The following is a 25,186-nucleotide window of genomic DNA, read 5'->3' on the forward strand; positions in this document are numbered from 1 at the left end:
AGAGATGGAAAATCCTAGAGCAAATTCTTTTAACACAGGAATCGCAAGTGAATATCTTGTATTGTCCAAACTATATAGGTTGGAGTTAGAAGCATATGTTTCTCAAGGTAATAAAAAAAGCATTGATATTAGAGTAATTACAAGTGACGGTGAATCGATTTCAATTGATGTAAAATCTGTAAGAGGATATAGTTCTCTTGTTGTCAATAATATTGTCGAAACAAAAAATCACTTTATAGTTTTTGTAATCTACAACAATAAATTTTCTGAAGTAGATATTGCACCAGATATTTATGTTGTACCTAGTTCCAAAATAAAAGATATAAAATCTTCATTTGGAAAACAAGATAGAGTTATGAAAGGAGTTCTCGAAGATTATAAAAATAAATGGGATTACTTTAAAAATTAAAGTTCAGATAAACCATGGATAAAATAATTTCAACTTATAATTCTTCAATTCAATTAATTGAAGATTCAAGTAATGGAGTGGTAAACGGTGTTTTAAGTGGTTTTAACAAGTTAGATCAGATAACAAATGGGTTTCAAAATTCAGAACTTACAGTTATAGGCGGCAGACCTTCAATGGACAAAACATCATTAGCTATTTCATTAGCTATAAAAATAGGAGCTAAAAATAAGAATACACTCGGAATTTTTTCTTTACAAATGCCGGTTTATCAGTTTGTATCTAGAATGATTTCTCAAGAAACAGGTTTCAGTGCTTTAAAATTGAAAAAAGGCGAATTAGAGAAGCATGAATGGGAAATATTACATACTTACACAAAAAATATTAAGGAAGCACCTATTTATCTACAACACTCGCACTGTATGAATATTAACGAAATTATAATGACCTGTAATGAGTTAGTAGAAAAAAAGCAAGTGAAATGCATTTTAATAGACAAATTGCAACTAATCGAGCCGTTACCTTCAGATTATAAATTTAATAATAGAGAGCAAGAAATAAATAAGCTAGTAATTAAATTAAAGCAAACAACATTGAGGTTAAATATCCCCATCATATTATTTTCAGATTTAAATAGATTAGTAGAGGGACGTGGTGGTTATAAAAGACCTCTATTATCAGATCTTAGAGATTCTGGTCAAATTGAAAATGAAGCAGATATTGTAGCTTTTATATATAGGCCCGAACAGTATGGAATAGCAGAATGGGAGGATGAAGAGTCTAGTTCAACATCTGGTGAAGCAGAATTCTGTATAAAAAAACACAATGTTGGTGAATTCCATAATATAAAATTATCATTTAATTCAATGACAGGGAAATTTAATAATCTTAGTAAAAAGATATCTTCTCAATTTGATAATAGGAGCGATGATCCTTTTTCCGATATAGGAACCAAACAAGAATCAATATTTGGTAGCAGATTTAATAATCTTGAAAACGATGACATACCTTTTTGATTTAATAGGTAGTGTAAATTAAACTCTGTCTGAGTTATTTTTTCTTATCCATTTCAAAATTAGTCGAAACTTGTTTTCGACTGATTTTGGAATGCGACCTAGCGTCAGCGACACGTTTTGATTGGTTTTTACCAATATCCAGGTCTATCCTATCCTCAAAGATAATATAAAGTTGCTGTATGGTAGAGCTCCAGTTGTGGAGAGGGCTTGTCCACTTTTTCTGGATGTTCATCGTAGCAAGGTAAACGAGCTTGAGCAGTGCCATATCATTTGTAAAGGCACCCTTGGTCTTGGTTACTTTGCGTACCTGGCGATGGTACCCCTCTACAGCGTTGGTGGTATAGATGATTTTTCTAATAGGTGCTGTATACTTAAAGTACTGTGATAGATGCTCCCAGTTGTTTTGCCAACTTTGAATGACTACCGGATATTTTTCTTCCCACTTGCCCGATAGCTTTTCCAGTTCATCCTCTGCCACTTGTTTATTTGTTGCCCGATAGACTTTTTTAAGGTCCCTCATAAATTCCTTTTGATCCTTTGAAGCTATATACTTTAAGGAGTTACGTATTTGGTGAACGATACAAAGTTGAACCTCAGCTTTGGGGAAAACACCGAGTATCGCATTAGTAAATCCTTTTAGGTTATCGGTACAGGCTATCAAAATATCTTCAAGCCCCCTATTGTTAAGGTCGGTGAGTACCTGCAACCAGAAGTTAGCACCTTCGCTCTCAGATAAGTATATCCCTAGTATTTCTTTTTGCCCCTCTTTGTTAATTCCCAAGATGTTGTAAAGTGCCTTGTGAACGATCTTCCCTTCTACTTTAACCTTGTAGTGCATAGCATCTAACCAGACGATGCAGTATAAAGGTTCTAGAGGACGGTTCTGCCATGCTTTTACATCCGGAATGATCTTATCTGTAATCTGGCTTAGCACGGTATGGGAGATCTCTGTGTCGTACATCTCTTTGATGTGTGAAGAGATATCACGGTAGCTCATCCCTAGGCCATAGAGACCGATTATTTTATCTGAAAGGTTGTCTGCCAGGATACTTTGCCGCTTTTTGACCAGCTCTGGTTCAAAGCTACTGAGACGATCTTGAGGGGTTTCAATATCAAAAGTCCCAAAACCGCTCTTGATGGTCTTCTTGCCCTTGCCATTACGTTTGTTTCCTTTGGAACGTTCAACATCGTCCAGGTGACCTTCCATCTCAGACGCTAAAGCCTTCTCAATAAAACTTTTAAGCATTGGTGCAAAAGCACCATCTTTACTAAAAAGACTCTTACCAGACATAAATTGCTCTAGTGCCTTCTTCTCTAATTCTTGTTGTTCTTGTGTTGTCATAATATCTCATTAAAATTAAACTAAAATTTTAATCAGACAGAGTACAGTTTACACTCTCATTTAATAAAAGAAATAATTCACTAAGACGATTAAAATTCAGTTCAATATAGTTTTCATTCATTTCAAAATCAAAAAAAAACCGACACGTTACTGTATCGGTTTATAAATTATGTCACTATCAAATGAGCATGATTAGTATCATAAATTTCTAATTCTAAAAATTCCCATACATTTTTCTACCTTGTACTATACTTTTACGGTGGTATTTGAAGTTTCTACCTATGCGAGTATATTTAATAATATGATTATCCCGTAGTTGTTGCATTTTGGTTCGGCTGGTAAAGCCTAACAATTGTTTTGCTTCTTGGGTGCCAATCCATTCGGGTTCGTTCTTAGTAGTATTGCCTAATTTTTCTTCAGCATAATCTAATACTTCATCAATTAATTGATAAAGTGCTTGGGTTTCTATTGTAATTGTACTCATGCTTTTATTATTTTTGTAGTAGCATACCTGTTAGAGTTTTGATTTAGAAATTTTAAAATACTATTTTTTGAGTACTGATAGGTTTTACCGATTTTAGCAAATTGAATAGCATAGACATCCCGTAGCTGCTGCATTTTAACCCGGCTTTTAATTCCTAATAATTTTTTGGCTTTATTGGTGTCAATCCAATCAGTTGCACCTCCCTTTTCGGTTATTATAAATCGCTCATAAATCTTATGAGTTAATTCGTCAATTAATTTGTAGAACGTAGCTTTTTCAAAAACAATCACTTCCATAACAATACATTTTAATGGTTACAGAAACAAAGAAACTAAATGCTCTCATACTTAAAACCTAAATATACACGTAGGTGTTTCTATCTGCAAATCTTTGCAGTAAGATCTAGGTAGTTGCTAGCAAAAGGTCTAAATGCTATTTTGGATTTTAACCAATGAAAAGAGATTCAAGTCTAAGATCAAATAAACTACAGTAAGTTCCGGAAAAATGAAATAACTTAACATGGATGCTAAAAATTCAGAACGTCATTTAAAGCTTTATCTGTTAGGGTATGGTCAAAATTACTTTGATATCTTACTGTAGTAGCTATATCAGAATGACGATATAATTTTTGCAACATTTGTACAGGTATTTTAGAACCTGAAATATTACCAAAACTATGACGTGCGATATGGAAGGTAAGCTTTTTCTCAATTTTAGCTAGCTTTGCAATCTTTTTAAGGTTTTTATTAACGTATGTATTGTGATTATGTAAAGCCCTATGAATAGCTTCGTCGTTATCAAAATCACATTTTCTTAAAAATGGAAAAATTAAACCCTTATTATCTTCTTTGTATAGCTCATATTTTTCTAGAATAGCAATCACCTTGATAGGAAGTTCTAATGAATCTAATTTTTGATTTTTACGCATGGCATAATATAACCTTCCATCTCGTATCGCATCCCATCGCATAGTCAATACATCGCTAAAGCGAATTCCCGCCAAATAAAATGAAAATAAAAAAGCATTACGGGTATGATTTAAAGAAGAATCTTCTGGTAGTTCTAATTCTTCCAGGTCTTTTATTTCTTCTATGTTTAGACCTATTTTTTCAGCGTTAGGCGTTTTTAAGGTAAACTTACCCCTGCCAAATGGATAGTGCTTCTGTTCTACTTCATTTAATCGTATGGCTTTATTATACATTACGCGTATAAAGGAAAACATATTGTAGAGAGAATCCTGACCCAAGTTTTTTGCAACCAGATAAATTTCCAATTTCTTTAGAAGGGCTAGCGTAATTTGTTCAAAATATAAATCCTCATTTTTATTGAATTTTTTAAAGGAATTAAAGCTTCTAACATAATTACGATAGCTGGCATATTTTTTAAGTTGCTTTAACTCTTTTAAATGGGTTTCAGTTAATTCATAAAAGGTTTGCTGACCTACCCTATCCAGTTTAATCTTTCGGATGATCTGTTTTATATCAATATGCTCATTTTTTCTCCTACTTTCTAAGATCAAATTTTCGGCTAATGCTAGCTTATTAATAATTAAATTATTGATACTTTGATTTTGCGGATGCGAATTTTTTACCCTCAAAGTTTTAAAATTCCAATCTTTTTCTTTAATATAGGCGAGAAATATATACTTAGGTTTTCGATCATAAGTAATACGAAGTACAATAGGAAAAGTATCATCAGCTTTCTTCTTACTTTTATAAAGTAGTATTTTCGTCGTAATCATTATATATAGCTATACCAATTCTCTCCACAAATATAATACAAAAAGGTTAAACATAGGTTAAACAAATACGTGTACAAAACGATTGTAAATGAATTTTAATGAACTTTTACATAACATAAATCATTTAAAAACAATACTATACGTAATTTAGTGTATTTACAAGTTCGATTATGGGACAATGGTTAAATACCCCGTATAGTTAAAGGCCTGTACCTTATCTTTAAATTTGGCGAATTGACTGGTATGAAAGGCATAATCCAGGATTAACTTTGGAGCAGCATTATTTACCTTGGTACTACCAGCTTTTTTAGTTATGATCTTGGTAGTTCCCTGGGTATTATTTTTTTCAGTAGTATCGGACGCCGGATCGTACCAATTGGTATCTCCTTTCCCGTAGTTTACTTCTTCGGATGCCAGTACAACTTCAGAGGGTATGTCTTTTCCAGCAGGAAAAACCAGCAAATTCAATTTGTAATCCGCATTTAAGTCTAAAGAAGCTATATCAAATGATAGCATGGCATCTTTAGAACTATAAGCTACCTCAGTTCTTTTTAAGGTATTGGTTGCAGATTGAAATTCGGCTACTACTTTATATTTTCTGATATCAAATAAATAATCCTGGGTCTGAACTAATTTTACATATCCGGTTTTGTATTCTTCCGGGTGAAAGTTTTTATGTTTTGGGATAGGATATAGATATGCCACATTACTCCATTGAATATGATCCGGTGCTTTATAAGTGGTAAAACTAATTTCCCTTTTTTCAGTAACTAATTTTCCATCTTCGGTCATGACAACAAAACTGCCGTTTATTTTTTCTTCAAAACTAACTTCTACGATCAGGTCTATTCTTTTTTGAGATGGAAGGGAAGCTATTGGGTTAAAGGTAACCCCGTCATTGCTATCATTCCACTCTAAATTTCCTTCAATATTTTTCCCCTGACTGCTCAGTTTGAATTCTTTTAATTGCAATCGAAAGGTTCTCCTGCCTTCCGGAGTTTCTACTACAAATTCTTTATTTGCCTGATAATTAAAAATAGCTTGTGGAGCTGTAAATACATCAATTTTATTAGCTTTATCTGCCGGGCTTACATCCGAAATAATCGGAACTCCTACTGCATCGCCAACGCCAACCAACTCACATTCTTCCCCAAACTCTACTTTCATACGCATGTTACCTGAAACCAGACCTCCTAAAATGCTATAATACATACCTACGTATCCTTCAAAATAGGCAGGGTTCGGAAACTGGCCTCTCAATAAAGCGGCAATACCTGCTTCGGCAATTTTGTATTTTCCTTTGATAAAAGCCAGGTCTACTTCGACCCCAAATTCTCCGTATAAATAAGCATATACCTGTCCGGTAGAATACCAGCCGTCGTTCCCTAGAGGGCCGTTTCTTCCTTTACACTGGGCGTTCGGATAATAAGCATGCATAACATCAAACCCGGCTCCAACTTCTAAAAAGGCATAGAATATCGCAAATTCAAAACTTCTTCGGTAGGCAAAGTTTAACCCGAAAGCAAAACCTTTAGCCGCTTTTAATTGATTGCTTTTCCTGTTTTTATCTAAAATATCGTCTCCCAAAATTTGGGTAACCCTGGGGTGAGGTGGGAGTTGGCTAGGTAACTTGGTTCCGGTCATAAAATACCCGCCGATTTCAAAAGATTCCGAACCTACTTCAAATACTAATGAAATCCGCTGTTGAGGTGTTCCTACGTAGATATACCAATCACTGGGACTGGTATGTAATTTTACCATTCCAGCCAGGTTATTTTCTCCACCGCCCCGAACACCTTTGGTATTTAGGTATAATTCAAAAGTTCCATCAAAGGTATCCCGATCTAAATCTCGTTGGATCCCTATAAACACGCCTACTTTACCTTGTGATGCAATATCCCTTTGCGGAATGGCTTCTTTAGAAAGACCCAGGTAATCTCCGGCAGCAAGTAGTTTGGCTATTTTCTTCTGGTTTTTTTCAACAAAACCATTTATTTTCTTTTCAAATTTTGTCAGAACAGTTTTACTAATCGGATTACTACTTTTATCTTTCGACATCATGGTGCCCTCTCCGGTAAACCCAATCCGGCTTAACCCCCCGGTCACGTTAAATTGCATTTCCAGAAAAGCCTTACCGCTAAAAGCATCTTTATTTTTAGCACTGATTTGTACCCCGGCCCTTAGGTTTAATCCTGTTTTATCATCCGGTACATATACCGCAGAAGAAGGAGTCCATCCGTTTTCATTACCACTTACTTTTTTCATCCGGTTAGAAAGCCCACCTACAAAGGCATCAATATTAAGTTTCTTACGACTAGCATCTTTATTTCGATCCGCCCAGATATCAACAAACCAATACCTAAAATCCTTGGCGCCAAACATAGCCTTAGCATTCGCCTTAAATTTTAACTTTTCAAACGTGGCTTCTAATTCACCGGAAAAACCATCCCCGTAGGTCGGATCGTCTTCCATGATCTTTAACTTACCAGCTAACTTACAACCACTTTTTTCGTACTTGACATCAATATCGCCTACTTTTATTTTATGAAATTTCCAGGTATGCACCGGGGTGTCCGACGGTAACTTCCCTAACACTTGTAGATTAGTAGAGGCATACGACCCTTCTTTATCCAGGTTAATGGTCAAATCAAAGGATAGGCCTGCCTGATCTTTAGTAGGGGTTATAAAATTCAAGTTTTTGATCGTAGCTGGGAACGCCATTAAATTCATTTCTCCTTCGTACCCAAACTTCTTTACCTGGATAAAGGCTTGACCTGGTTCTGTTTGTAATTCCAGTTCCTGAAAAGTGATCCCTTTTATATTAAAGGCTTTTCCTTTTACCTCAGAATTAGATAAGTCATCGGGAGCGACGGGAGCATCTCCTTCTTTCTGCCCAATCTTACCCAAAAGCGATAGTTCTCCGGTAAGATTGGCATATGGATATACCTTGTCTTCTTTTACTTTTACAGATACGCTGGAATTTTTTTCTAAGGTCATAGATCCTAAAAAAGCAGGGCTTTCTACCTGTTCCTTTAGTTTTACTTTTAATCCGTATTCTCTGGGAGCAATCCACCCTTCATAATCCATTGGTTTCTTGATAATAGGAACCGATATTCCGCCTTTAATCCCACCGGATTTTAACTTATTTACGGCAAGGGTAATCCCAACCGTATCAATGGAGAACCCCCATTGACCGGCAGCTCCTTCTCCCACATTCAGTACGTTCCGGCCGTAAAAACTTCCGGACACCCCGTAGCTATCAATCACTAAGTCTTTAGCCCCAAAACTTACCCGTTCTTTACCTTTTTGTATTCTTTTAATACCTCTAGGAAGTGCTACTTCTACCTGTTTCGCATAGATTCCGCGCCATAAACTTTGATCTTCTTCAGAAAATATGTTTTTATATTCCTCCGGAAAATTAATATTATCTGCATTTCTAGAATCACTAAGGTCTATCACGGCTTTTTTCATATAGAATGACCAACCTTTAAGTCCAACTACTTCAAATCGTGGTAAAGAAACAGTGGCTAACAAATCATTCCAACCATCTGCTTTAATAGTAAAATCCGTACTTACATAACATTTTGCATCTAATGAATTTTCTTTGTTATCAATATTGGTATTACCACAGATGTAATTTCCACTTTTATCCAGGGGTAATAAGATGTTCCGTGAAATTCGTAAGTCCCCCTCCAGGCCAATGGCTTTTAACCCGGAACAGTCAAATTCTATATAGGATTTATCTTGAAAAGCACCGTTTTTTAGATTAATATCCCCTTTAAGGTTTAGTAACCAGTTATCTCCGTTTATTGGGATGGCTTGTTCTCCCAAGAGGACTAATTTCATATCTCCGATAAGTGCCCCTTCTTTGGATAATTTAATTCCTTCTGCCCCAAAGTATAATTCGCGGTCTTGTGAGGTTTCGTTATCTTTCTTTACTGGGATTTTTAATCGTGCCCAGGCTTTAAATTCAGCGTATTTTGGTAGAAATTTTACTTCGGTGATCGCTAATTCGACTTTATTCCCTGAAGTTTTGTCTTTTTTACTTAACCCCACGGGTAGTTCTAATAATTCTTTACCACTGATAACTTCCGCAAAGTTTTGTAATTCTTTAATTTGATCAAAGGCTGCTTTAGCTTGAGCAATCAACTTATCTACCGCAGGGTTTTTAGGAAAGTTAGCAGCTAAAAAATCCGAATTAAATTCCGCTTGTTTTTGAACCGTTTTTAGGGTAAAGGACTTATTTTCTAATAGTTGTTTGTCTAAAGATGGAAAAGTCCTGAATTGAGCTACAGGTGTAGTGGTTACTACATTTTTTTTAGTATTTAATGTCAGGGAATCTCTTTCTTTACCAGGGAAATGATTCTTTAGACTGCTGGTAGCCCAGGAAGAAGCTACTACCATAAAAGAAAAAACCGAAAGAATACATAAACATGATTTTCTTTTTAATGGATGTATCAAAGTCATTTGAAGTTCTTTGGGGTGTTATCAAATACTTGTTTCATAGTTCTATAACTTACAAATTAACGTTTATTTAACGGGAAATAAAAATTTTAGAGTTAAAATAATTGTTAGGTTAATATCTATTTTTTAAAAGTATCTTTTTTAGCTCCCTTCCTTTGAAGGAAGGGTTGGGGATGGATGTTATTTTTTACTATAATACATAACAAATTTCAAATGTGTCAATTTTAGTGTTGTTTCAAAGCTCTAGTTTTTAGTACCATTTATGACAACCTTTTACTGGAACATCCCTCTCGATCTCCCTTCAAAGGGAGACTTTTCAGCTTCCTTCTATTAAATTTTTACTATAAAGCTTAATTTTAATGAAATACATCAAAACTTAATTATAAGTTATATTGTTACACTCATTTCTTTAAAATATAGCGGAATTCTACTTCTTTTTGGTTGATGTTTTCTTTTGCATAGCTATGATAAAATTGTATTATATTATTTTCTAAATACTTACTTAAATCGTTTTCCGTTTGATTTGTATGATAATACATAAAAGCAGCGTCTTTATTTTTGTTTTTAAGTTCCATAAATAAGTCTGTAGGATTTTCAATAATAGCCGTACCTTTTAATTTTTGAATTTCAGTTTGCATCCATCGGTGTACTTTTAATCGTTCCCCGGCTATTTTTTCTTGATTTTTGGCTTCGGTTAAGTTTATTTGTTGTTTGATAGCTATATCCAAAGCAGTCTTTTTAGTGATGTACTGTTTTTCAAGGTCTTCATCAATAGCAACCATATCACCTTGCAATTTAGTAATGACATCAAATAAAGTTTTCTCATAGAGATCCTGAAAATCTTCAAAAGCATATAATTCTTTTAAGAAGTTTAAAGAACTTTCTTTAAAAAAGGTCGTATTTTTTTGTTTAAGTAGTAAGCTAAGTTGTTCCGAAAGTCTTTCCTTAGGTACTATGGGAATATTTTTAAACTGAGAACTTTTAAATACATTAGTTAATTGTTGAAAAACCTGGGTAGTGGTACCACTGTAGGTTACATTTCTATATCTAAAACTTACATAGTTTTTAGGTGGTTTAGCTTCTTCCTCTTCAACTAACCTTCTTTTTAATTTTAGTTTTAAACGGTCAAAATTGTAGCTATAACCGAAAGTTGCGGTAAAATCATTCACATTTTCCGCTATTGTCTCTCGAAATAAAGCTAACAGGTTTAGGTTAAAATTATGGCGTTGTAACCATACATAGTTTGCGCCTAACCGAAGGTTAAATATACTGTTTTGTGTAAGGCCGTCCGTTCTGTTCGTATTATATGAACCGGACCATGTAGTTCGTAATTTTTTATCAAATAATTGTTTGCCTACAGAAAGTGTAGGACCTAAAGTAAGGCTTTCCGAATCCGCAGTACGTACGTACGAGGTATTGGCAGATACCGTAATATTTAATGCTTTTTTTGGGTATTCCAAAGCATAAGAAGCAGTTCCGTTATAGAAATCATTGGCACCCCCTTCAATAAGTTCTTCATTCTGAAGGTTTTTTGAATTTTGGTAAACCAGGTTTAAGGAGGAAGATTGGTTCTAAATTTCGGATGTGCTAATCATATAATTAATTCCAAGATTTGCGTTTTGTGTAATTTGCCGGTAATTCAGCGTATCTACATTATCAAATTGCCCCACCTGATTGATATAATCAAATTGATCCCTAATATTCGTGTACGATTGAAAATTAGAATACGAACTGTTGAACGTTAATTTTTCAGAAGCGTTGACCGATGCCGTAAAAGCACTTACAATTCGTTGTAGTTCACTGGACTTAGTTTTATCCAGGTTGTCCCGTTGCAACCCGGCATTAACCGTAAGGTTTACTTTACTTTGAAAAAGGCTTTGACTGGCATCCACCGTCATATTTTCAAGGTCGTTATTAAAAAAATACGCTCCGAAGGTTCGATATTCTGGATCAATCCGTTCATAAGTGGCACCTACGGAACCGGTACCTGCCGGATAGGTGAGGGATATATTGGCAGCGTTATAGTATTGTGTAGTAATATTTTCATCCAGTAAAAATGAAAATGCACCCGGATGTTCTCTGTCCCCGGTAGTCAATACATTTTCCGTAATTCCTGAACTTGCTATCTCCACACCTAATTGCGCCCGGTCTAATACCGTAACTCCCCCGGCAAGACTTATTACTACATTATCTTTAGGAGTTAATTCCAAATCCGAAGGAATAGGGTTCGCTAACGAATTTTCTAGATCGTTAGCTCTAAAAAAAATGAGCTGGGTATTCCATTTATCGGATTGATACCCGAATTTAAATCCAAATCCATAGCGATCGTAAGCGGGAATTGCATTGGGTTCCTCGGCATTATTTTCGGTTGCTTTTAACAACCGTCCGTACATGGCGCTAAATGAAAAAGGTTTTTCGGGATTTTATTCAAAACCAAAACCGGTAAATTGGTGTCCGCTTAGGGTATAGGGCGAAAAAGTCATATTTACATCTCCGATATGCGTGGTAATCCATTTATAAGAGGGGTGGATACTTAATCGATTAAATGTAAAAGGGTTGCTATAACCAAGCTCTTGATTAGAATATGAAAAAGAAAAAGGAATGTTATACACTCCGCTAATATTTAAATTGACGTTCCCAGTTAAATAGTATGTAAAAGGATCCCTGGGAGAACTTCCATTATAATAAACAGCATTGGCGGCAACACCTCCGGTTAGCGAAAACAGTTTAGCTTTTCCTACTTGTCCCAGGTCTTGCCCGGAACTATAGAAAATACCGGAAAGAAGGGAAAAAAGAAGAATACGTAGATTGGGGATCAAACGTTAATATTTTCTTAATTAAATACAAATATAATTTTTCCCATTTGATTTACAAAGATTTAAGGGATTATTTCTTTATGTTAGAATTGAAGTAGTATTACTTGTCAAATAAAGAAGGTATAAAACAAAACCCCACACTTTAAAAGTATGGGGTTTTTAAAGTTTTGATAGTAAATATTAGTTAAATAAATAACGTAATCCAATCTGCATTTGCCAACGAGAGGATTGATTACCAAAATCATCTATTTGTTCAACATCATCTATAACATTTTGATTTATGGAAAAGATAGGCGTATCACTGTCAAAAGCCACAACATCTAATAATTGAACTTCACCAGATACAAATTTTCTAACTCCCCAATTCTTATTTAAAAAGTTTCCAAAGTTTAAAATATCCGCAGTAAATTGTAATCCTTGCTTTTGGCCTCCAATAGAAATGGAAAAATCCTGTATGAATCTAAAATCGAAAATATGATTCCATGGCCCTCTACTACCATTTCTTTCTGCATATTGTCCTCTTCTGCCACTCAAGTAGTCATCATTTTCAATATAATCATTAAATATTTCCCATTGTTCTGCCTGTTCTGAGGTATTTCCGTTAAATCTGATTTCGCTATCATTGTTAGGTATATAAATTAATGCATTATCACTAAAAGCATCATTTAAAATTCGTTGATTATCTTCATTTCCATATATATAAGAAAACGGTCTAGTTTGCGATCCTTCATAGACAAGACCAACGGTTGTTTTAATATTTTTATTCCATTTAAATTCATAAGAAATATTACTTATAATTCTATGACCTGCTGCAAAATTAGATCTAGCAATAGGTAGGTTAGAATTTTTACCATTTACTGTTACTTGATTTCTCCATTGCGAACTATTCTGTGACGAAGTAGCATCAAATATATTTTTTGATTCGCCATACGAATATGAAATACTTCCTTGAAAACCATTACTAAAAGGCTTAGCTAATGTGAAAGCAGCATTATAAGAATATCCTTCACCTGTATTTGATGCTAAAAAGATACCCGAATTATATCTTGAATCAATAGTATTGAATAGATTATATCGTGGTCGATTGTCAGGACCATTATCTAAATTTTGTTCCCGACCACGAATATTTAGATTTTCGTATTGTAGTTGTGTAATATTATCCTGATATAAAAGATCAGCTGATATAATTAACCCCCAAAGAGGTAGTTTTTGATCAATAGCAAGATTATATTTCATAATTTGTGGTAATCTTGTGTTAGGAGCAAATAAATCAACTTGACCTCCTAATTCGTCAGCACCTGGTTCTAAATGTCGAGGTTGACTGTTAACATCTGGTTCAAAGAAAATAGGATCATCAAAATCTCTATTATCACTTACTCCCTGAGTTACCCCATTATTGTTGTAAGTTCCACCTGCCCAAACTAAAGGAACTCTAGAAGTAAAAATTCCTAGACCACCTCTTAATTGTGTGGTATTATTACCATTTACATCCCAGTTAAAACCAATTCTTGGAGCCACATGCGCTCTTGGTTTTATTGATTTACCTACCTGAGCTCCTTTTAAATTTTTACCCACTGCTTCTAATAAAGGAATGGTTGTGTTATTAAAATCATCATTTACAATACCTTCTTCCCAATAAGGTATATCTATTCGTAGACCTGCTGTTAGTTTAAAGTTATCCGACATTTGTACTTCATCTTGAACATATAATCCCAACATGAAGCGTGAAAATTCCGCAGCACCAGTAGATTCGTCACCAATTCCTCCTCCTGGAATTAAAGAATAATTATAGTCATACCTGCTAGTAGCTTCATTATTTAAGAAACTAGTAACTCCGCTCTGAATAAATTCTTCAGTATCGTCATCAAACACATCAAAATATCGATATCTACCAAAATTGTTTCTAAAAAACAAATTTTTAGTACTAGCATATTCGTTTTGAGTACCAATTGTAACTGTATGGCGTCCAGAAAATATACTAAAGTTATTTGCAAAGGTAAAAACATCTTGATCTAATAAATTAGCGGTGCTAAATCGTTCTGCACCTAAATTTATGCCACCATCACCATCGTCAAGGAATACAGTAGGGAAGGGATTCCCTGAAGGATCTCTATCATCTCTTACTCTAGAATAACCAATAATCATATTATTAGAAAATTTATTGCCTATAGTTGAATTCCATTCTAAAGTCGTAGTATTTGCAGTACTTTCGAACAACTCGGATCCATTGCTAAAGTTGATAGTTCCGTTAGTAGATCTCCTACCTTCCAAATTTTCTGATTTAACGTAATTATTTTTAAGAAAAATTTGATTGTTATCATTAATATTCCAATCTAATCTTACGGTAAAAGTATTACCCAATAGTGTAGAAGCATTATTTTCGAATCCACCAATATCATATTGATACCTGTCTAAAATAGTTTGCCTTAAACCTATTAAATCTTCTCTAGTAGAATTACCTCTGTAGTTGGATATATTAAAGGGAGCAGGTGTTTCATTATCTACTCTTTCGTAATTTGCAAAAAAGAATAGTTTATCTTTGACGATAGGACCACCAACTCGCAATCCAATTGTGGAAGCTGTGAATTCATTTATATTTTCCCTTTCCTCATCTTCGCCTACCAAATCTATTGGTGTTTTTCCTACCAGATTTTCATTTTTAAAAAAAGTATATGCTGATCCTTCCCATTCATTAGATCCAGATCGGGTGATCGCATTAATAGCACCACCAGCAAATCCGGATTGCCTTACATCAAAAGGAGCTAAATTTATTTGAAAAGTCTCAATAGCATCTATGGAAAACGGGTTGATACCAGTTTGTCCTCCATTGGTACCGGACCCGGCTAAACCAAATACATCATTATTTACAGCACCATCTATATAAATTCCATTAAATCGATTATTTTGACCCGCTATAGATATGGAGAAGCCATCATCACCTTCAGATAATTGGGCTTGTGGAGTGATTCTTACAAATTCTGCAACTGATCTACTAGTATTAGGAATTGTATTAATTTCTCTTTGAGTAACGGTAGTTTCGCTTCCTGTTTTACCAGAATCAAATACCCCGTTTCTTTGAGCGGTTACTATTACTTCGTCCAAGTCATTAGTAGATTCTCTCATTTGTACGTTGATCTTTTCAGATTCACCTAGTTGTAGAAAGAGATTTTCCTCTAAAAATTCATTAAATCCTACATAAGTAATTACAACCTTATACGGTCCTCCAACTCTCATATTGTTTATTCGGTAGAACCCATCAAAATCTGTAACCACTCCATAATTAGTTCCAGTAGGTTGGTGCGTAGCAATTACATTTGCTCCTGGTAAAGGTTCACCAGTATTGTCAGTTACCTTTCCATTTAACGAAGACGTGGTAACCCCCTGCGCAAATAGTTCCCCAACAACTGCTAATAAGAGTATTGTTAATACAATAGTAACTTTTTTCATGTCAAAAGTGTGTTATTAATTTTTTGCAAAAGAACGAATCTTTGACATGGATAAGTTTAACTAAATGTTAAGCTTTATCATTAAATATTAACAGAAAATAGAAGTTATTAACTTTATAAGGTATTGACAGTAAATAAGTTAAAAAATTATCAGATTAAATATAGAACCAGCTAACTTTTATATATTCGTAAAAGGTTTTGTGTAGATTCATCGTGATCGGTACCTTTTGAACCTTGAATTTCGCTTAGAATCGTATCTGCCAACTGTTTTCCTAGTTCCACACCCCACTGATCGTAACTAAAAATGTTCCAGATAATTCCCTGTACAAAGATTCGCTGTTCGTACATGGCGATTAAGGAACCTAAACTTTTAGGAGTTAGTTGATCAATTAGTATGGTAGTGGTAGGTTTGTCGCCTTTAAAAACCTTAAACGGAGCTAATTTTTTGATTTCTTTGGCGGATATATCTTTTGCTTCTAATTCGGTTTTTACTTGTTTTAGGTCTTTTCCGTTCATTAAGGCTTCTGTTTGTGCAAAGAAATTGGCCATTAATTTGTTTTGATGTTCTTCATCTCCGAATAGTGATTTTTTAAATCCAATAAATTCAGTTGGAATTAACTTGGTACCCTGGTGAATTAATTGGAAAAAGGCATGTTGTGCATTGGTACCAGGTTCTCCCCAAACGATATTTCCGGTTTGATAGGTAACCGATTTTCCGTTTCGATCGGTACTTTTACCATTACTCTCCATAATAGCTTGTTGCAGGTAAGCGGGTAAGCGGTGTAAATACTGAGAATAAGGGATAATCGCTTCGGTTTCGGTTTTATAAAAATTGTTGTACCAAATAGTAAGCAGTCCTAATAACACCGGAATGTTCTGATCAAAGTCCGCAGTTTTAAAATGTTCGTCCATTTCATGTGCCCCGGACAGTAGTTCTTCAAATTGATCGTATCCTACAGAGAGTGCAATAGACATTCCCACGGCACTCCATAGTGAAAAACGGCCACCTACCCAATCCCACAAAGGGAAAATATTATCTTCGGCAATCCCAAAATTCACCGCTTTATCCACATTACTGGATACAGCTACAAAATGTTTATTTACATCTTTCTGAGAGGCTTTGTCTACAAACCATTTTCTTGCTGTAATGGCGTTAGACAAAGTTTCCTGAGTTCCAAAGCTTTTAGATACCACCACAAATAAGGTAGTTTCTGGGTCTAATTTTTGTAAAGTCTGGTGTACATGATCTCCGTCTACATTTGAAATAAAATGTAAAGCCAGGTGATTTCTATAATACTCCAATGCTTCGGTTACCATAACCGGGCCCAAATCAGAACCTCCGATACCAATATTAACGATTGTCGTAAAAGCTTTATCAGTATATCCTTTTAATTCTCCCGAGATTACCTTTTCGCAGAAAGATTGCACTTGTTTTTTTACTTGTGTTATTTCATCTCCAACTTCTTTACCGCCAATTAATACTTTTTTAGAAACAGGTGCACGTAGGGCGGTATGCATTACTGCCCGGCCTTCGGTTTGATTAATTTCTTCGCCTTCAAAATAAGTTTTTATTGCTTTAGGGAGTTCGACTTCTTTGGCAAGTTCAATTAGCAAATTTTTAGTAGTAGTATCTATTCGGTTTTTAGAATAATCTACTAAAAAATCATTCCATTGAACGGATAAATCCGAAAACCGGGAAGGATTCGCTTCAAACAGTTTTGCCAATGGTTCATTTTGAATTACGGCAAAGTGCTTATTTAGTTTTTTCCAGGCTTCGGTTGTAGTTGGGTTAATAGAAGGTAATGTCATGTGTCTTATAAAATTTCCGGTTCGGGTTTAAATGGAATTGAATCTAATTTTTTAATAAGGGGGAGGGTATATTTGTCAAATTTCGGTCGTAAAAATTCAGGTAAGGCTTTAGAAGAAGGTAATTCTTGTTTAAATGGATCTACTTCTTTTCCGTTTTTCCAAAAACGGTAACATACGTGCGGGCCACTGGTATTACCGGTCATCCCGATATAACCGATAACATCTCCCTGCCGTACGTAATCCCCTTTTTTTACCGCTTGCCTGCTCATGTGAAGGTACTGGGTTTCATACGTGCTATTATGCCTGATCTTTACATATTTACCATTACCACCCCTACGTTCGGAACGGGTAACAGTACCGTCTGCGGTAGCTAAAATAGGAGTGCCTTGTGGTGCAGCGAAATCCGTACCACGGTGTGGTCTTATTTTATTACCGTAAAATTTGATCCTTCGTTTTAAGTTAAATTTGGAGGATATACGGCTAAATTTTACCGGAGACTTTAAAAAAGCTTTCCGTAAATTTTTTGCTTCCTGGTCGTAATAATTGAAGCTATGGTTTAGTGTATCATCTTCAAATTTAAATGCATAAATAGGTTTCTCTTTATGTTCAAAATAGGAAGCTTTAATTTCGTCAATACCAGCGGGTATACTATCTTCAATAAATTTTTCAGTATAAATCACTTTAAAACGATCTCCCGCCTGTAAGCGGGTAAAGTCAATCGTCCAAGCATAAATATCGGATAGGGCATAGGCAACGTTAAAACTTAGGTTCTCATCGCTAAAGGTTTGTAAAAGACTACTGTTAATAACACCACTAGCTGATTTTTCCACTATGGTAACGGGTTTCTTTTTTTTCTGTACCGTAATACTGTCCCGTAAGTCTACAATGGTGTAATCAATCGGATTGTTTTGATAAATAAATACCTGTGCTTGCGCCAAAGAATCTTTGGATGCTAGAATTGTATAAGGTTTACCGGAAGTAATCCGGGCTACATTAAAACTGTCTTTAATTGCTGTAGTAATTTTGTGTACTTGTGAAGTGCCTACGCCATGTGCATCCATAATAGCCCCAAAACTATCTCCGGATTTGACTGTATCCCGTACTACCGTAAAATCATCTTCAAAGAATCCGTAGACTTTCTTTTTAGGAACTTCTTTTACTACTAGTTTTTCCTCCGGAATTACTTCGTCTTTGTTGGACTCGTTTTTACAGGAAGTAAAACAAATAATAAAAATACTTATAAATTGTAATAATTTCAAAATATTAGGTTACCTGATTAAACTGATGATGCACCCATTGTTTACCCCAATTTTCTTTTTCTTCGGGAGACCATAAATTGGGAAAGAAGGATATCTGCTGAAAACTAGGGGGTAAAAACTTTTTCCAGTTAGTGCCCCCGGTAGCGGCTATATCCGTACCTTCTTTATGTAAGTACCTATAAGCTGCGCCCATATGCATTAATAACCAGTTTACATTTACCTGAAGGTCAAAGGTACGTAAGGCTTCTATAACATCCGGATTATTTTGACCAGATGCTGGTAATTGTAAATATTTATGGTAAATCGTATTGTTCTCCACTTGTTTTGCAATTCTGAGCATCCGGGGGGTGTATCGATATTCAAATTGCTTTAAAGTAAGGGTTTTTTCACCGGTATCCGAATTAGTTGCTCCAAATTTCCAGTATAAATGTTCAAAAATTTCAGTTTGCGAACTTTGCGAAGTGTATTGTTCTCGAAGATCAGCATGTACCAAATGGTGTAATGGGGTTGCATATATTTCTATAATCCGAAATTGTACGGATTGAAACCCACTGGCAGGTAACAAAGACATCCGGTATTTTAAAAACTGTTCTTTATCCATGCCCTTAATCATCACATCAAAAGAATCAATTAATACTTTAAAATAACGATTGATTCGATGTAAACGCTCTGTAAAAAAAGTTACATCCTTAGTAGTATCGTCTACCAGTTGTTTTAATTCATGGATAACCAGCTTAAAATAGAGTTCGGTTATCTGATGGTACGTAATAAATATTTCTTCATCAGGAAAATGAGTTTTCGGAACCTGAAGGCTTAACAAGGTGTCAAGATGAATATAATCCCAATAGGTAAGGTATCTATCATGAAGAAGACCATCCAGGTAAGAACCCAGGTCTTGTCCGGAATTTTTAAATTTGGCTTCAAGTTGCGCTATTTTTTCTGTAATTTCCGGTTGTATGGATTTGTTCATTTAGTCAACAACTATTTTAAATGGATGCTTTAACCCTTTAAAAGCTTCCAGGTCTGCAGTTATAGAACCTACTAATATATCGGCTTTGATCTTAACCGGCATTCGATTGTCATCGTCACTAATCCAGACCGTCATACTTTCTTCTTCTTTAAACACATCTTTTGCAATTACATAAGGGCGAAATTTTAAACATCTAATCTTACCCATATCTGTTTTTACCGTTTCTTTCCCTAAAAATTTCAACTTAAACACATAGTTTTCTTTATCAAAAAACATGTTTACGTACTCTACATCTCCTTTTTTTAGAGTTTCCGGTTTGATTACGTTGCGAAGATAATAAAATGAGGAAACCATATCTTGTACATCACGTTCTACTGTTACGGTTCTTTCCGTTTTATGTTTATAATCCGTAATTAATGCTTCACTCTTGCCATGGTCAAAGTCTATTTGTATGTCTTTAATATGTCCCCCTTCATTAATTTTTCGAATAAAACGATATGGCATCATTTTTACGGGGTCGATATAGGATTCATAATAATCTTCTACTTTAAAAAAAGCATTTAACAAGCCCGAAGATTTACCTTCTCCCATGATATGAAGTACCGGTTTGCCTTCTAGATTTTCTTCTTTAATTTGTAAAGTGGCATAACTTGCCGTAAACCATCCGTAATGAATCCGAAATTTAAACCATTCTCCTGCTTTAAAAGAACTATGCTGCTCCTGAGCTACCGAAGTAAAAGTATATAAAAACGCTAAAAAGAAAATAATGTTTTTCATCATGTTTGCAATTTTGAATGAACTCAAAAAAATATAATAATAGGAGAAGCCAACTACTACAAATTCAATAGGTCATTAAGAAATTTGCAATTTCTATTCCAAAAATACTATATAATATAGACAGATAAAAGAAGAAAGTGTTACTAAACTTTTTTCAAAATTAAAAAGAGAGCCTTTTACAGCTCTCTTTTACTTTTATTAACCAACTAAAAACTTAAATTATGAGAATAATTATTGTTTTTAATGTAAATGGTAACCACTCCATTTACTTTTATAAATTTCAGCATTTTTTATATAATTGTCAAGCGAAAACGTTTTTTTAATACGATATTTAACAAATAATTATACAATAAACGCGAATTTGTCAATTATTAGCTAAATAGTATTAATGTAAATCTAATAAAAAGTGCTTTATAGAGTGCCTCTTTCCTGTTGTTCTCTCTCAATAGCTTCAAATAATGCTTTAAAATTTCCTTTACCAAAGGATTGTGCTCCCTTTCGCTGGATGATTTCAAAAAATAAGGTGGGTCGGTCTGAAACAGGCTTAGTAAAGATTTGCAATAAATATCCCTCATCATCCCGGTCAATTAAAATACCAAGGTCTTTAAGCGGCGCTAAGTCTTCATCAATTTTACCAACTCTGTCAAGAACGGTTTCGTAATAGGTTGCGGGTATGGTTAAAAATTCAATGCCTCTTTTTTGCAGTTCGCTTACAGTTTCTATAATATTATCTGTTGCCAAAGCAATGTGTTGTACTCCGGCACCTTGATAAAATTCGATGTATTCTTCGATTTGTGATTTTTTTCTACCTTCTGCCGGTTCGTTAATCGGAAATTTAATCCGTCCGTTTCCGTTGCTCATTACCTTACTCATCAATGCGGTATATTCTGTCGATATATCTTTGTCATCAAAAGAGACTAGTTGTGCAAACCCCATAACTTTAGCGTAAAAATCGCACCATTTATTCATTTCTTGCCACCCTACATTTCCTACCATATGGTCAATAAACTTGAGTCCGGTACTTTCCGTTTGATACGGTTTATTCCACGCCTTATAACCTGGTAAAAAAGCACCTTGATAGGATTTACGTTCGATAAACAAATGCACGGTTTCTCCATAAGTATGAATTCCCGACCGAACTACTTTTCCATTCGTATCTTCTAAGGTCTCCGGTTGTAAGTATGATTGGGCACCTCTTTTTGTAGTTTCTTCATAACTCTTGGTAGCATCGTCTACCCAAAGGGCTACTACTTTAACCCCATCTCCATGTTTGTTAATATGTTTATTGATTTCTCCGTCCGGTTGCAGAGGTGATGTTAGTACCAGTCGTATTTTATCCTGTTGTAATACATAAGATACCTTGTCTTTTATCCCAGTTTCCAATCCGGCATAAGCGATTGGTTGAAACCCCCAGGCTGTTTGATAATAATACGCGGCTTGTTTTGCATTACCTACATATAATTCAATATAATCAGTACCTAATAAAGGCAAAAAATCCTCTGCTCCAGGAACTATTTTTTCCGAGTTATTTATTTCTGTATTCATTTTGTTTAATTAGAAAATTAGATGATGTGATAATTAGGTAATGTAAATTTCCATTACTTATATCGCTTATTAATTCTTCTTTTATCGGAATTCGAAAGCCTCAGTCCTCGGACTGTAAGAGTCTTGTTTTCGTACTTCGAGGACTGAGGTCTCGAAGTCCGGGAGTCTCAGTCTTCGAATTCTATTCTTTAATTTAAACATATTTATGTATTTAGTAGCGTAGCGGTCTAAAATCTCACTTCTAGCAGCGTAGCAATCTATAATCTCACTTCTAGCAGCGTAGCAATCTATTTACTCAAGCCACGATTTATAATATCCTTCATCAGCAATGCGTATCGCTTCTTTAGTCACCATTAAGGGCTTAAAGGTGTCTACCATAACGGCTAACTCATCCGTTTTTGTTTTTCCGATACTTCGTTCTACCGCTCCGGGATGTGGTCCGTGTGGGATACCTGCGGGATGTAAAGAGATATGCCCGGCAGCAATATCGTTACGACTCATAAAATCCCCATCCACATAATACAGCACTTCATCACTGTCAATGTTACTATGGTTATAGGGTGCTGGGATGCTGTCCGGATGATAATCATATAACCTGGGCACAAAAGAACAAACTACAAATGCATCTGTTTCAAAAGTCTGGTGTACCGGCGGGGGTTGATGAATCCGTCCAGTAATCGGTTCAAAATCATGAATGGAAAAAGCATACGGAAAGTTATACCCATCATATCCTATTACATCAAAAGGATGCGTAGCGTAGATCATATCAAAAATTTCGTTCTGTTTTTTTACTTTAATCAAAAACTCTCCCTTTTTATTATTAGTTTCCAACTCTGTAGGTGGTCGTAAATCCCGTTCGCAAAATGGGGAATGTTCTAATAATTGCCCAAACCAGTTTCGATAACGTTTTGGGGTATAAATTGGTCTTTTAGATTCCACAATAAAAAGTCGGTTATCCGTAGATTCAAAATCCATTTTATAAATAGTTCCCCTGGGAATCAACAAATAGTCTCCGTACTTAAATGGTATATTGCCTAAATGAGTGCGTAGCTTCCCGTTACCTTTATGAATAAAAATCAATTCATCCGCATCTGTGTTTTTATAAAAATAGTCCGAAGTTGCTTGTTGTGGCGCAGCCAGAGTAATACTTACATCAGCATTGGTTAGAACAATTTTTCTACTTTGTAAATAATCTTTTTTAGGGGTTATTTTAAAGCCATGTAATCGGTACGATTGGATGTTATTATAGATAGCAATTTCCGGTGCTACGTTGTAACTCCCTTTAATTTCTTTTACTTGCGTTGGACGATGTTCATGGTATGAATTCGTCGCCATACCATCAAACCCGATCGTACCAAATAATTGCTCGTAATACAGGCTTCCGTCCGGTTTTTTAAATACCGTATGTCGTTTAGGGGGTATTTTACCTAAAGTATGATAAAAAGGCATATATCAATGATTAAATAGTAAATACTTATTAAATCTCTTCCGGAAGAGGAAGTTATTCCGGATTACGTTTCATTAAATGATGAAGCAGTAGTGGCAGGTATATCCAAAATTTTGTCATTACTACAAATATCCAATATTATCTATAGAAATTACGTTAAAAATTTGCTATAAAATGAAGTACCTTTTTAAGTACTTTTACTATCTTTACAAGATGGAAATAGTAAATTATACGGATTTTAGAACTAATTTAAAATATTGGTTAGAGCATGTTTAAATAAGATTCTTATAAATTACCTTATTCTATTGAGAATGATTTGACAATTCTGCCATAATACCCAAGATTCTTGACTTTCCTTCGTTTTTTCATAGTCTTTATCGAGTCTTCTGAAGAAGTTGAAGATACCGAAAGTCCTTTCAGTTACCCATCTCCACTTCAAGGGAACAAAACCTTTTGTGGATGGGGGAGTTGATGATATCTTTACCTCAAGTCCAATTACATTTTCTTCAGCCCACCTCTTAAATATTGTTTTGTAGGCATGATCAGCTACTATTTTTTCCATCCTATCCAGGTACCCTAATAAAGGTTCCACAACTTTGTTGGCTACTACCCCATCAGCTTCATTGGCAGCCCCTACAACAACCCCCCAAACTAAACCTAACGTATCAGTAATTACGTGACGTTTACGGCCATTTACCTTTTTATTACCGTCAACCCCTTTTGACATACTTGTAAAAGGACCGGACTTTATGGATTGACTATCAATGGATAACAAGCTAGGTGTTGGTTCTTTCCCTTGTCGGTTCCGCTCCATTTTGTTAAGCTCAATATTTAATCTCTCTTGTGTCCCATCTTTTTGCCATTTGCGAAAGTAATAGTATACACTTTGCCATTTTGGAAAACTATCCGGGAGGTTACGCCACTGAGTACCTGTACGGAGTTGCCATAAAATAGCGTCTACAATATCCCGTAGTTTATAATGCCCCCGGGTTTTCTTAGGTAAAAATAATTCCATATATTCCCATTGCTGGGTAGTTAATCTGTTATATTTAGATTGCATAAACATTGTTGTTTTAGTCAACTACAAAGTTTAGACTATCCAGCTTTTTAACAAAAAAATTATCCGAAAATTTAGTTTAAACATGCTCTTAGATAAAGTGGTTGATGACGTAAGTGACATCGTTATTAAAAGAAAAGGAGGAAAAGACCTGGTCTTGATTTCTTTAGAAGAATATAATTCATTAAAAGAGACCAATTATTTACTTACCGGAAAGAACAGGGACGTTTTGTTAGATTCAATTAAAGAATTAGAAAATGGTAATGGGATTACAAAGAATATAAGTGATTTTTAAAAATGAAGTTAGTCTGGTCTACTTCTTCATGGGAAGATTATTTATACTGTCAGAAAACAAATAAAAGTACCATTAAAAGAATCAATCAACTCATTAAAAGTGCTTTAAGAACTCCTTTTGAAGGGATAGGGAAACCTGAAGCCTTAAAAGGTGATCTACAGGGGTACTGGTCAAGACGTATAACTTCTGAACATAGATTGGTGTATAAATTCGAAGAGAATTCGTTGTTTATAGCATCTTGTTGTTATCATTGTTGAAGATAAGTGAAAGTTTAATTTTTAATTAGTTAGTGAACTCTCATACCAGAGGTAA

Annotated in this window: 19 protein-coding genes and 1 pseudogene; 4 read left to right on the top strand and 16 right to left on the bottom strand. The window is 34.9% G+C overall.

What is annotated here, in order from left to right; genetic code table 11:
- Positions 1–4: 4 nt before the first annotated feature.
- Positions 5–409, top strand: a complete 405-nt coding sequence (locus NBT05_RS06490; protein WP_265772683.1) for a hypothetical protein — start codon at positions 5–7, stop codon at positions 407–409.
- Between the two features lie 14 nt (positions 410–423).
- Entirely contained in the window at positions 424–1,422 is a 999-nt protein-coding gene (locus NBT05_RS06495) for a DnaB-like helicase C-terminal domain-containing protein (protein WP_265772684.1), read from the top strand.
- Positions 1,423–1,564: 142 nt separating this feature from the next.
- Here the strand turns inward: NBT05_RS06495 and NBT05_RS06500 are convergent.
- The 16 genes and pseudogenes from NBT05_RS06500 to NBT05_RS06575 form a co-directional block, all read right to left on the bottom strand.
- Positions 1,565–2,764: pseudogene (locus NBT05_RS06500) on the bottom strand (IS256 family transposase); the annotation flags it as partial.
- A 214-nt stretch (positions 2,765–2,978) separates the two neighbouring features.
- Positions 2,979–3,248, bottom strand: a complete 270-nt coding sequence (locus NBT05_RS06505) for a hypothetical protein (protein ID WP_265772685.1) — start codon at positions 3,246–3,248, stop codon at positions 2,979–2,981.
- Positions 3,245–3,544, bottom strand: coding sequence for a hypothetical protein (locus NBT05_RS06510; RefSeq protein WP_265772686.1), 300 nt, complete (start codon positions 3,542–3,544; stop codon positions 3,245–3,247). The genes NBT05_RS06505 and NBT05_RS06510 overlap by 4 nt, the downstream gene beginning before the upstream one ends.
- A 230-nt stretch (positions 3,545–3,774) precedes the next feature.
- A complete protein-coding gene (locus NBT05_RS06515; RefSeq protein ID WP_265772249.1) occupies positions 3,775–4,989 on the bottom strand; it encodes a site-specific integrase in 1,215 nt (404 codons plus the stop codon).
- Positions 4,990–5,157: 168 nt separating this feature from the next.
- Positions 5,158–9,456 (bottom strand): hypothetical protein, encoded by a 4,299-nt coding sequence (locus tag NBT05_RS06520; protein ID WP_265772687.1) that lies wholly within the window; start codon positions 9,454–9,456, stop codon positions 5,158–5,160.
- Between the two features lie 398 nt (positions 9,457–9,854).
- The gene (locus tag NBT05_RS06525; RefSeq protein ID WP_265772688.1) at positions 9,855–10,913 is read right to left on the bottom strand and encodes a hypothetical protein; all 1,059 of its coding nucleotides are present in this window, start codon (positions 10,911–10,913) and stop codon (positions 9,855–9,857) included.
- 111 nt (positions 10,914–11,024) lie between these two features.
- The gene (locus NBT05_RS06530; protein ID WP_265772689.1) at positions 11,025–11,846 is read right to left on the bottom strand and encodes a hypothetical protein; all 822 of its coding nucleotides are present in this window, start codon (positions 11,844–11,846) and stop codon (positions 11,025–11,027) included.
- 30 nt (positions 11,847–11,876) lie between these two features.
- A complete protein-coding gene (locus tag NBT05_RS06535; RefSeq protein WP_265772690.1) occupies positions 11,877–12,272 on the bottom strand; it encodes a hypothetical protein in 396 nt (131 codons plus the stop codon).
- Positions 12,273–12,449: 177 nt separating this feature from the next.
- Positions 12,450–15,716: a TonB-dependent receptor gene (locus tag NBT05_RS06540; protein WP_265772691.1), complete on the bottom strand. Its 3,267-nt coding sequence runs from the start codon at positions 15,714–15,716 to the stop codon at positions 12,450–12,452.
- Positions 15,717–15,886: 170 nt separating this feature from the next.
- Positions 15,887–17,524 (bottom strand): glucose-6-phosphate isomerase, encoded by a 1,638-nt coding sequence (gene pgi / locus NBT05_RS06545; RefSeq protein ID WP_265772692.1) that lies wholly within the window; start codon positions 17,522–17,524, stop codon positions 15,887–15,889.
- Between the two features lie 5 nt (positions 17,525–17,529).
- Complete coding sequence (locus NBT05_RS06550) at positions 17,530–18,783, bottom strand: peptidoglycan DD-metalloendopeptidase family protein (RefSeq protein ID WP_265772693.1); 1,254 nt, start codon at positions 18,781–18,783, stop codon at positions 17,530–17,532.
- 4 nt (positions 18,784–18,787) lie between these two features.
- Positions 18,788–19,753 carry a tryptophan 2,3-dioxygenase family protein gene (locus NBT05_RS06555; protein WP_265772694.1) on the bottom strand — a complete coding sequence of 322 codons (966 nt, stop codon included), beginning with the start codon at positions 19,751–19,753 and terminating at the stop codon, positions 18,788–18,790.
- Complete coding sequence (locus NBT05_RS06560; protein ID WP_322874200.1) at positions 19,754–20,533, bottom strand: DUF3108 domain-containing protein; 780 nt, start codon at positions 20,531–20,533, stop codon at positions 19,754–19,756. It lies immediately after the preceding gene.
- A 408-nt stretch (positions 20,534–20,941) separates the two neighbouring features.
- Positions 20,942–22,075 carry a 4-hydroxyphenylpyruvate dioxygenase gene (gene hppD, locus NBT05_RS06565; RefSeq protein ID WP_265772695.1) on the bottom strand — a complete coding sequence of 378 codons (1,134 nt, stop codon included), beginning with the start codon at positions 22,073–22,075 and terminating at the stop codon, positions 20,942–20,944.
- 291 nt (positions 22,076–22,366) lie between these two features.
- On the bottom strand, positions 22,367–23,524 hold the full coding sequence (locus tag NBT05_RS06570; RefSeq protein ID WP_265772696.1) for a homogentisate 1,2-dioxygenase: 1,158 nt from the start codon (positions 23,522–23,524) through the stop codon (positions 22,367–22,369).
- 290 nt (positions 23,525–23,814) lie between these two features.
- Entirely contained in the window at positions 23,815–24,582 is a 768-nt protein-coding gene (locus tag NBT05_RS06575; RefSeq protein WP_265770084.1) for an IS5 family transposase, read from the bottom strand.
- Positions 24,583–24,664: 82 nt separating this feature from the next.
- Here NBT05_RS06575 and NBT05_RS06580 point away from each other — a divergent pair, with 82 nt between their 5' ends.
- Entirely contained in the window at positions 24,665–24,874 is a 210-nt protein-coding gene (locus tag NBT05_RS06580) for a type II toxin-antitoxin system Phd/YefM family antitoxin (RefSeq protein WP_265772697.1), read from the top strand.
- A 2-nt stretch (positions 24,875–24,876) separates the two neighbouring features.
- The gene (locus NBT05_RS06585) at positions 24,877–25,131 is read left to right on the top strand and encodes a Txe/YoeB family addiction module toxin (protein WP_265772698.1); all 255 of its coding nucleotides are present in this window, start codon (positions 24,877–24,879) and stop codon (positions 25,129–25,131) included.
- The last annotated feature ends 55 nt before the right edge of the window (positions 25,132–25,186 follow it).

Origin of the sequence: Aquimarina sp. ERC-38, assembly GCF_026222555.1 — a bacterium.
GTDB lineage: Bacteria > Bacteroidota > Bacteroidia > Flavobacteriales > Flavobacteriaceae > Aquimarina.

What these genes read in the sequence shown, in the direction of transcription:
- NBT05_RS06555 (WP_265772694.1), bottom strand. Translation starts at nt 19,753, where the DNA reads ATGAACAAATCCATACAACCGGAAATTACAGAAAAAATAGCGCAACTT.
- NBT05_RS06510 (WP_265772686.1), bottom strand. Translation starts at nt 3,544, where the DNA reads ATGGAAGTGATTGTTTTTGAAAAAGCTACGTTCTACAAATTAATTGAC.
- NBT05_RS06585 (WP_265772698.1), top strand. Translation starts at nt 24,877, where the DNA reads ATGAAGTTAGTCTGGTCTACTTCTTCATGGGAAGATTATTTATACTGT.
- NBT05_RS06575 (WP_265770084.1), bottom strand. Translation starts at nt 24,582, where the DNA reads ATGCAATCTAAATATAACAGATTAACTACCCAGCAATGGGAATATATG.
- hppD (WP_265772695.1), bottom strand. Translation starts at nt 22,075, where the DNA reads ATGAATACAGAAATAAATAACTCGGAAAAAATAGTTCCTGGAGCAGAG.
- NBT05_RS06495 (WP_265772684.1), top strand. Translation starts at nt 424, where the DNA reads ATGGATAAAATAATTTCAACTTATAATTCTTCAATTCAATTAATTGAA.
- NBT05_RS06570 (WP_265772696.1), bottom strand. Translation starts at nt 23,524, where the DNA reads ATGCCTTTTTATCATACTTTAGGTAAAATACCCCCTAAACGACATACG.
- NBT05_RS06540 (WP_265772691.1), bottom strand. Translation starts at nt 15,716, where the DNA reads ATGAAAAAAGTTACTATTGTATTAACAATACTCTTATTAGCAGTTGTT.
- NBT05_RS06580 (WP_265772697.1), top strand. Translation starts at nt 24,665, where the DNA reads ATGCTCTTAGATAAAGTGGTTGATGACGTAAGTGACATCGTTATTAAA.
- NBT05_RS06490 (WP_265772683.1), top strand. Translation starts at nt 5, where the DNA reads ATGGAAAATCCTAGAGCAAATTCTTTTAACACAGGAATCGCAAGTGAA.
- NBT05_RS06520 (WP_265772687.1), bottom strand. Translation starts at nt 9,456, where the DNA reads ATGACTTTGATACATCCATTAAAAAGAAAATCATGTTTATGTATTCTT.
- NBT05_RS06530 (WP_265772689.1), bottom strand. Translation starts at nt 11,846, where the DNA reads ATGTACGGACGGTTGTTAAAAGCAACCGAAAATAATGCCGAGGAACCC.
- NBT05_RS06505 (WP_265772685.1), bottom strand. Translation starts at nt 3,248, where the DNA reads ATGAGTACAATTACAATAGAAACCCAAGCACTTTATCAATTAATTGAT.
- NBT05_RS06560 (WP_322874200.1), bottom strand. Translation starts at nt 20,533, where the DNA reads ATGATGAAAAACATTATTTTCTTTTTAGCGTTTTTATATACTTTTACT.
- NBT05_RS06515 (WP_265772249.1), bottom strand. Translation starts at nt 4,989, where the DNA reads ATGATTACGACGAAAATACTACTTTATAAAAGTAAGAAGAAAGCTGAT.
- pgi (WP_265772692.1), bottom strand. Translation starts at nt 17,524, where the DNA reads ATGACATTACCTTCTATTAACCCAACTACAACCGAAGCCTGGAAAAAA.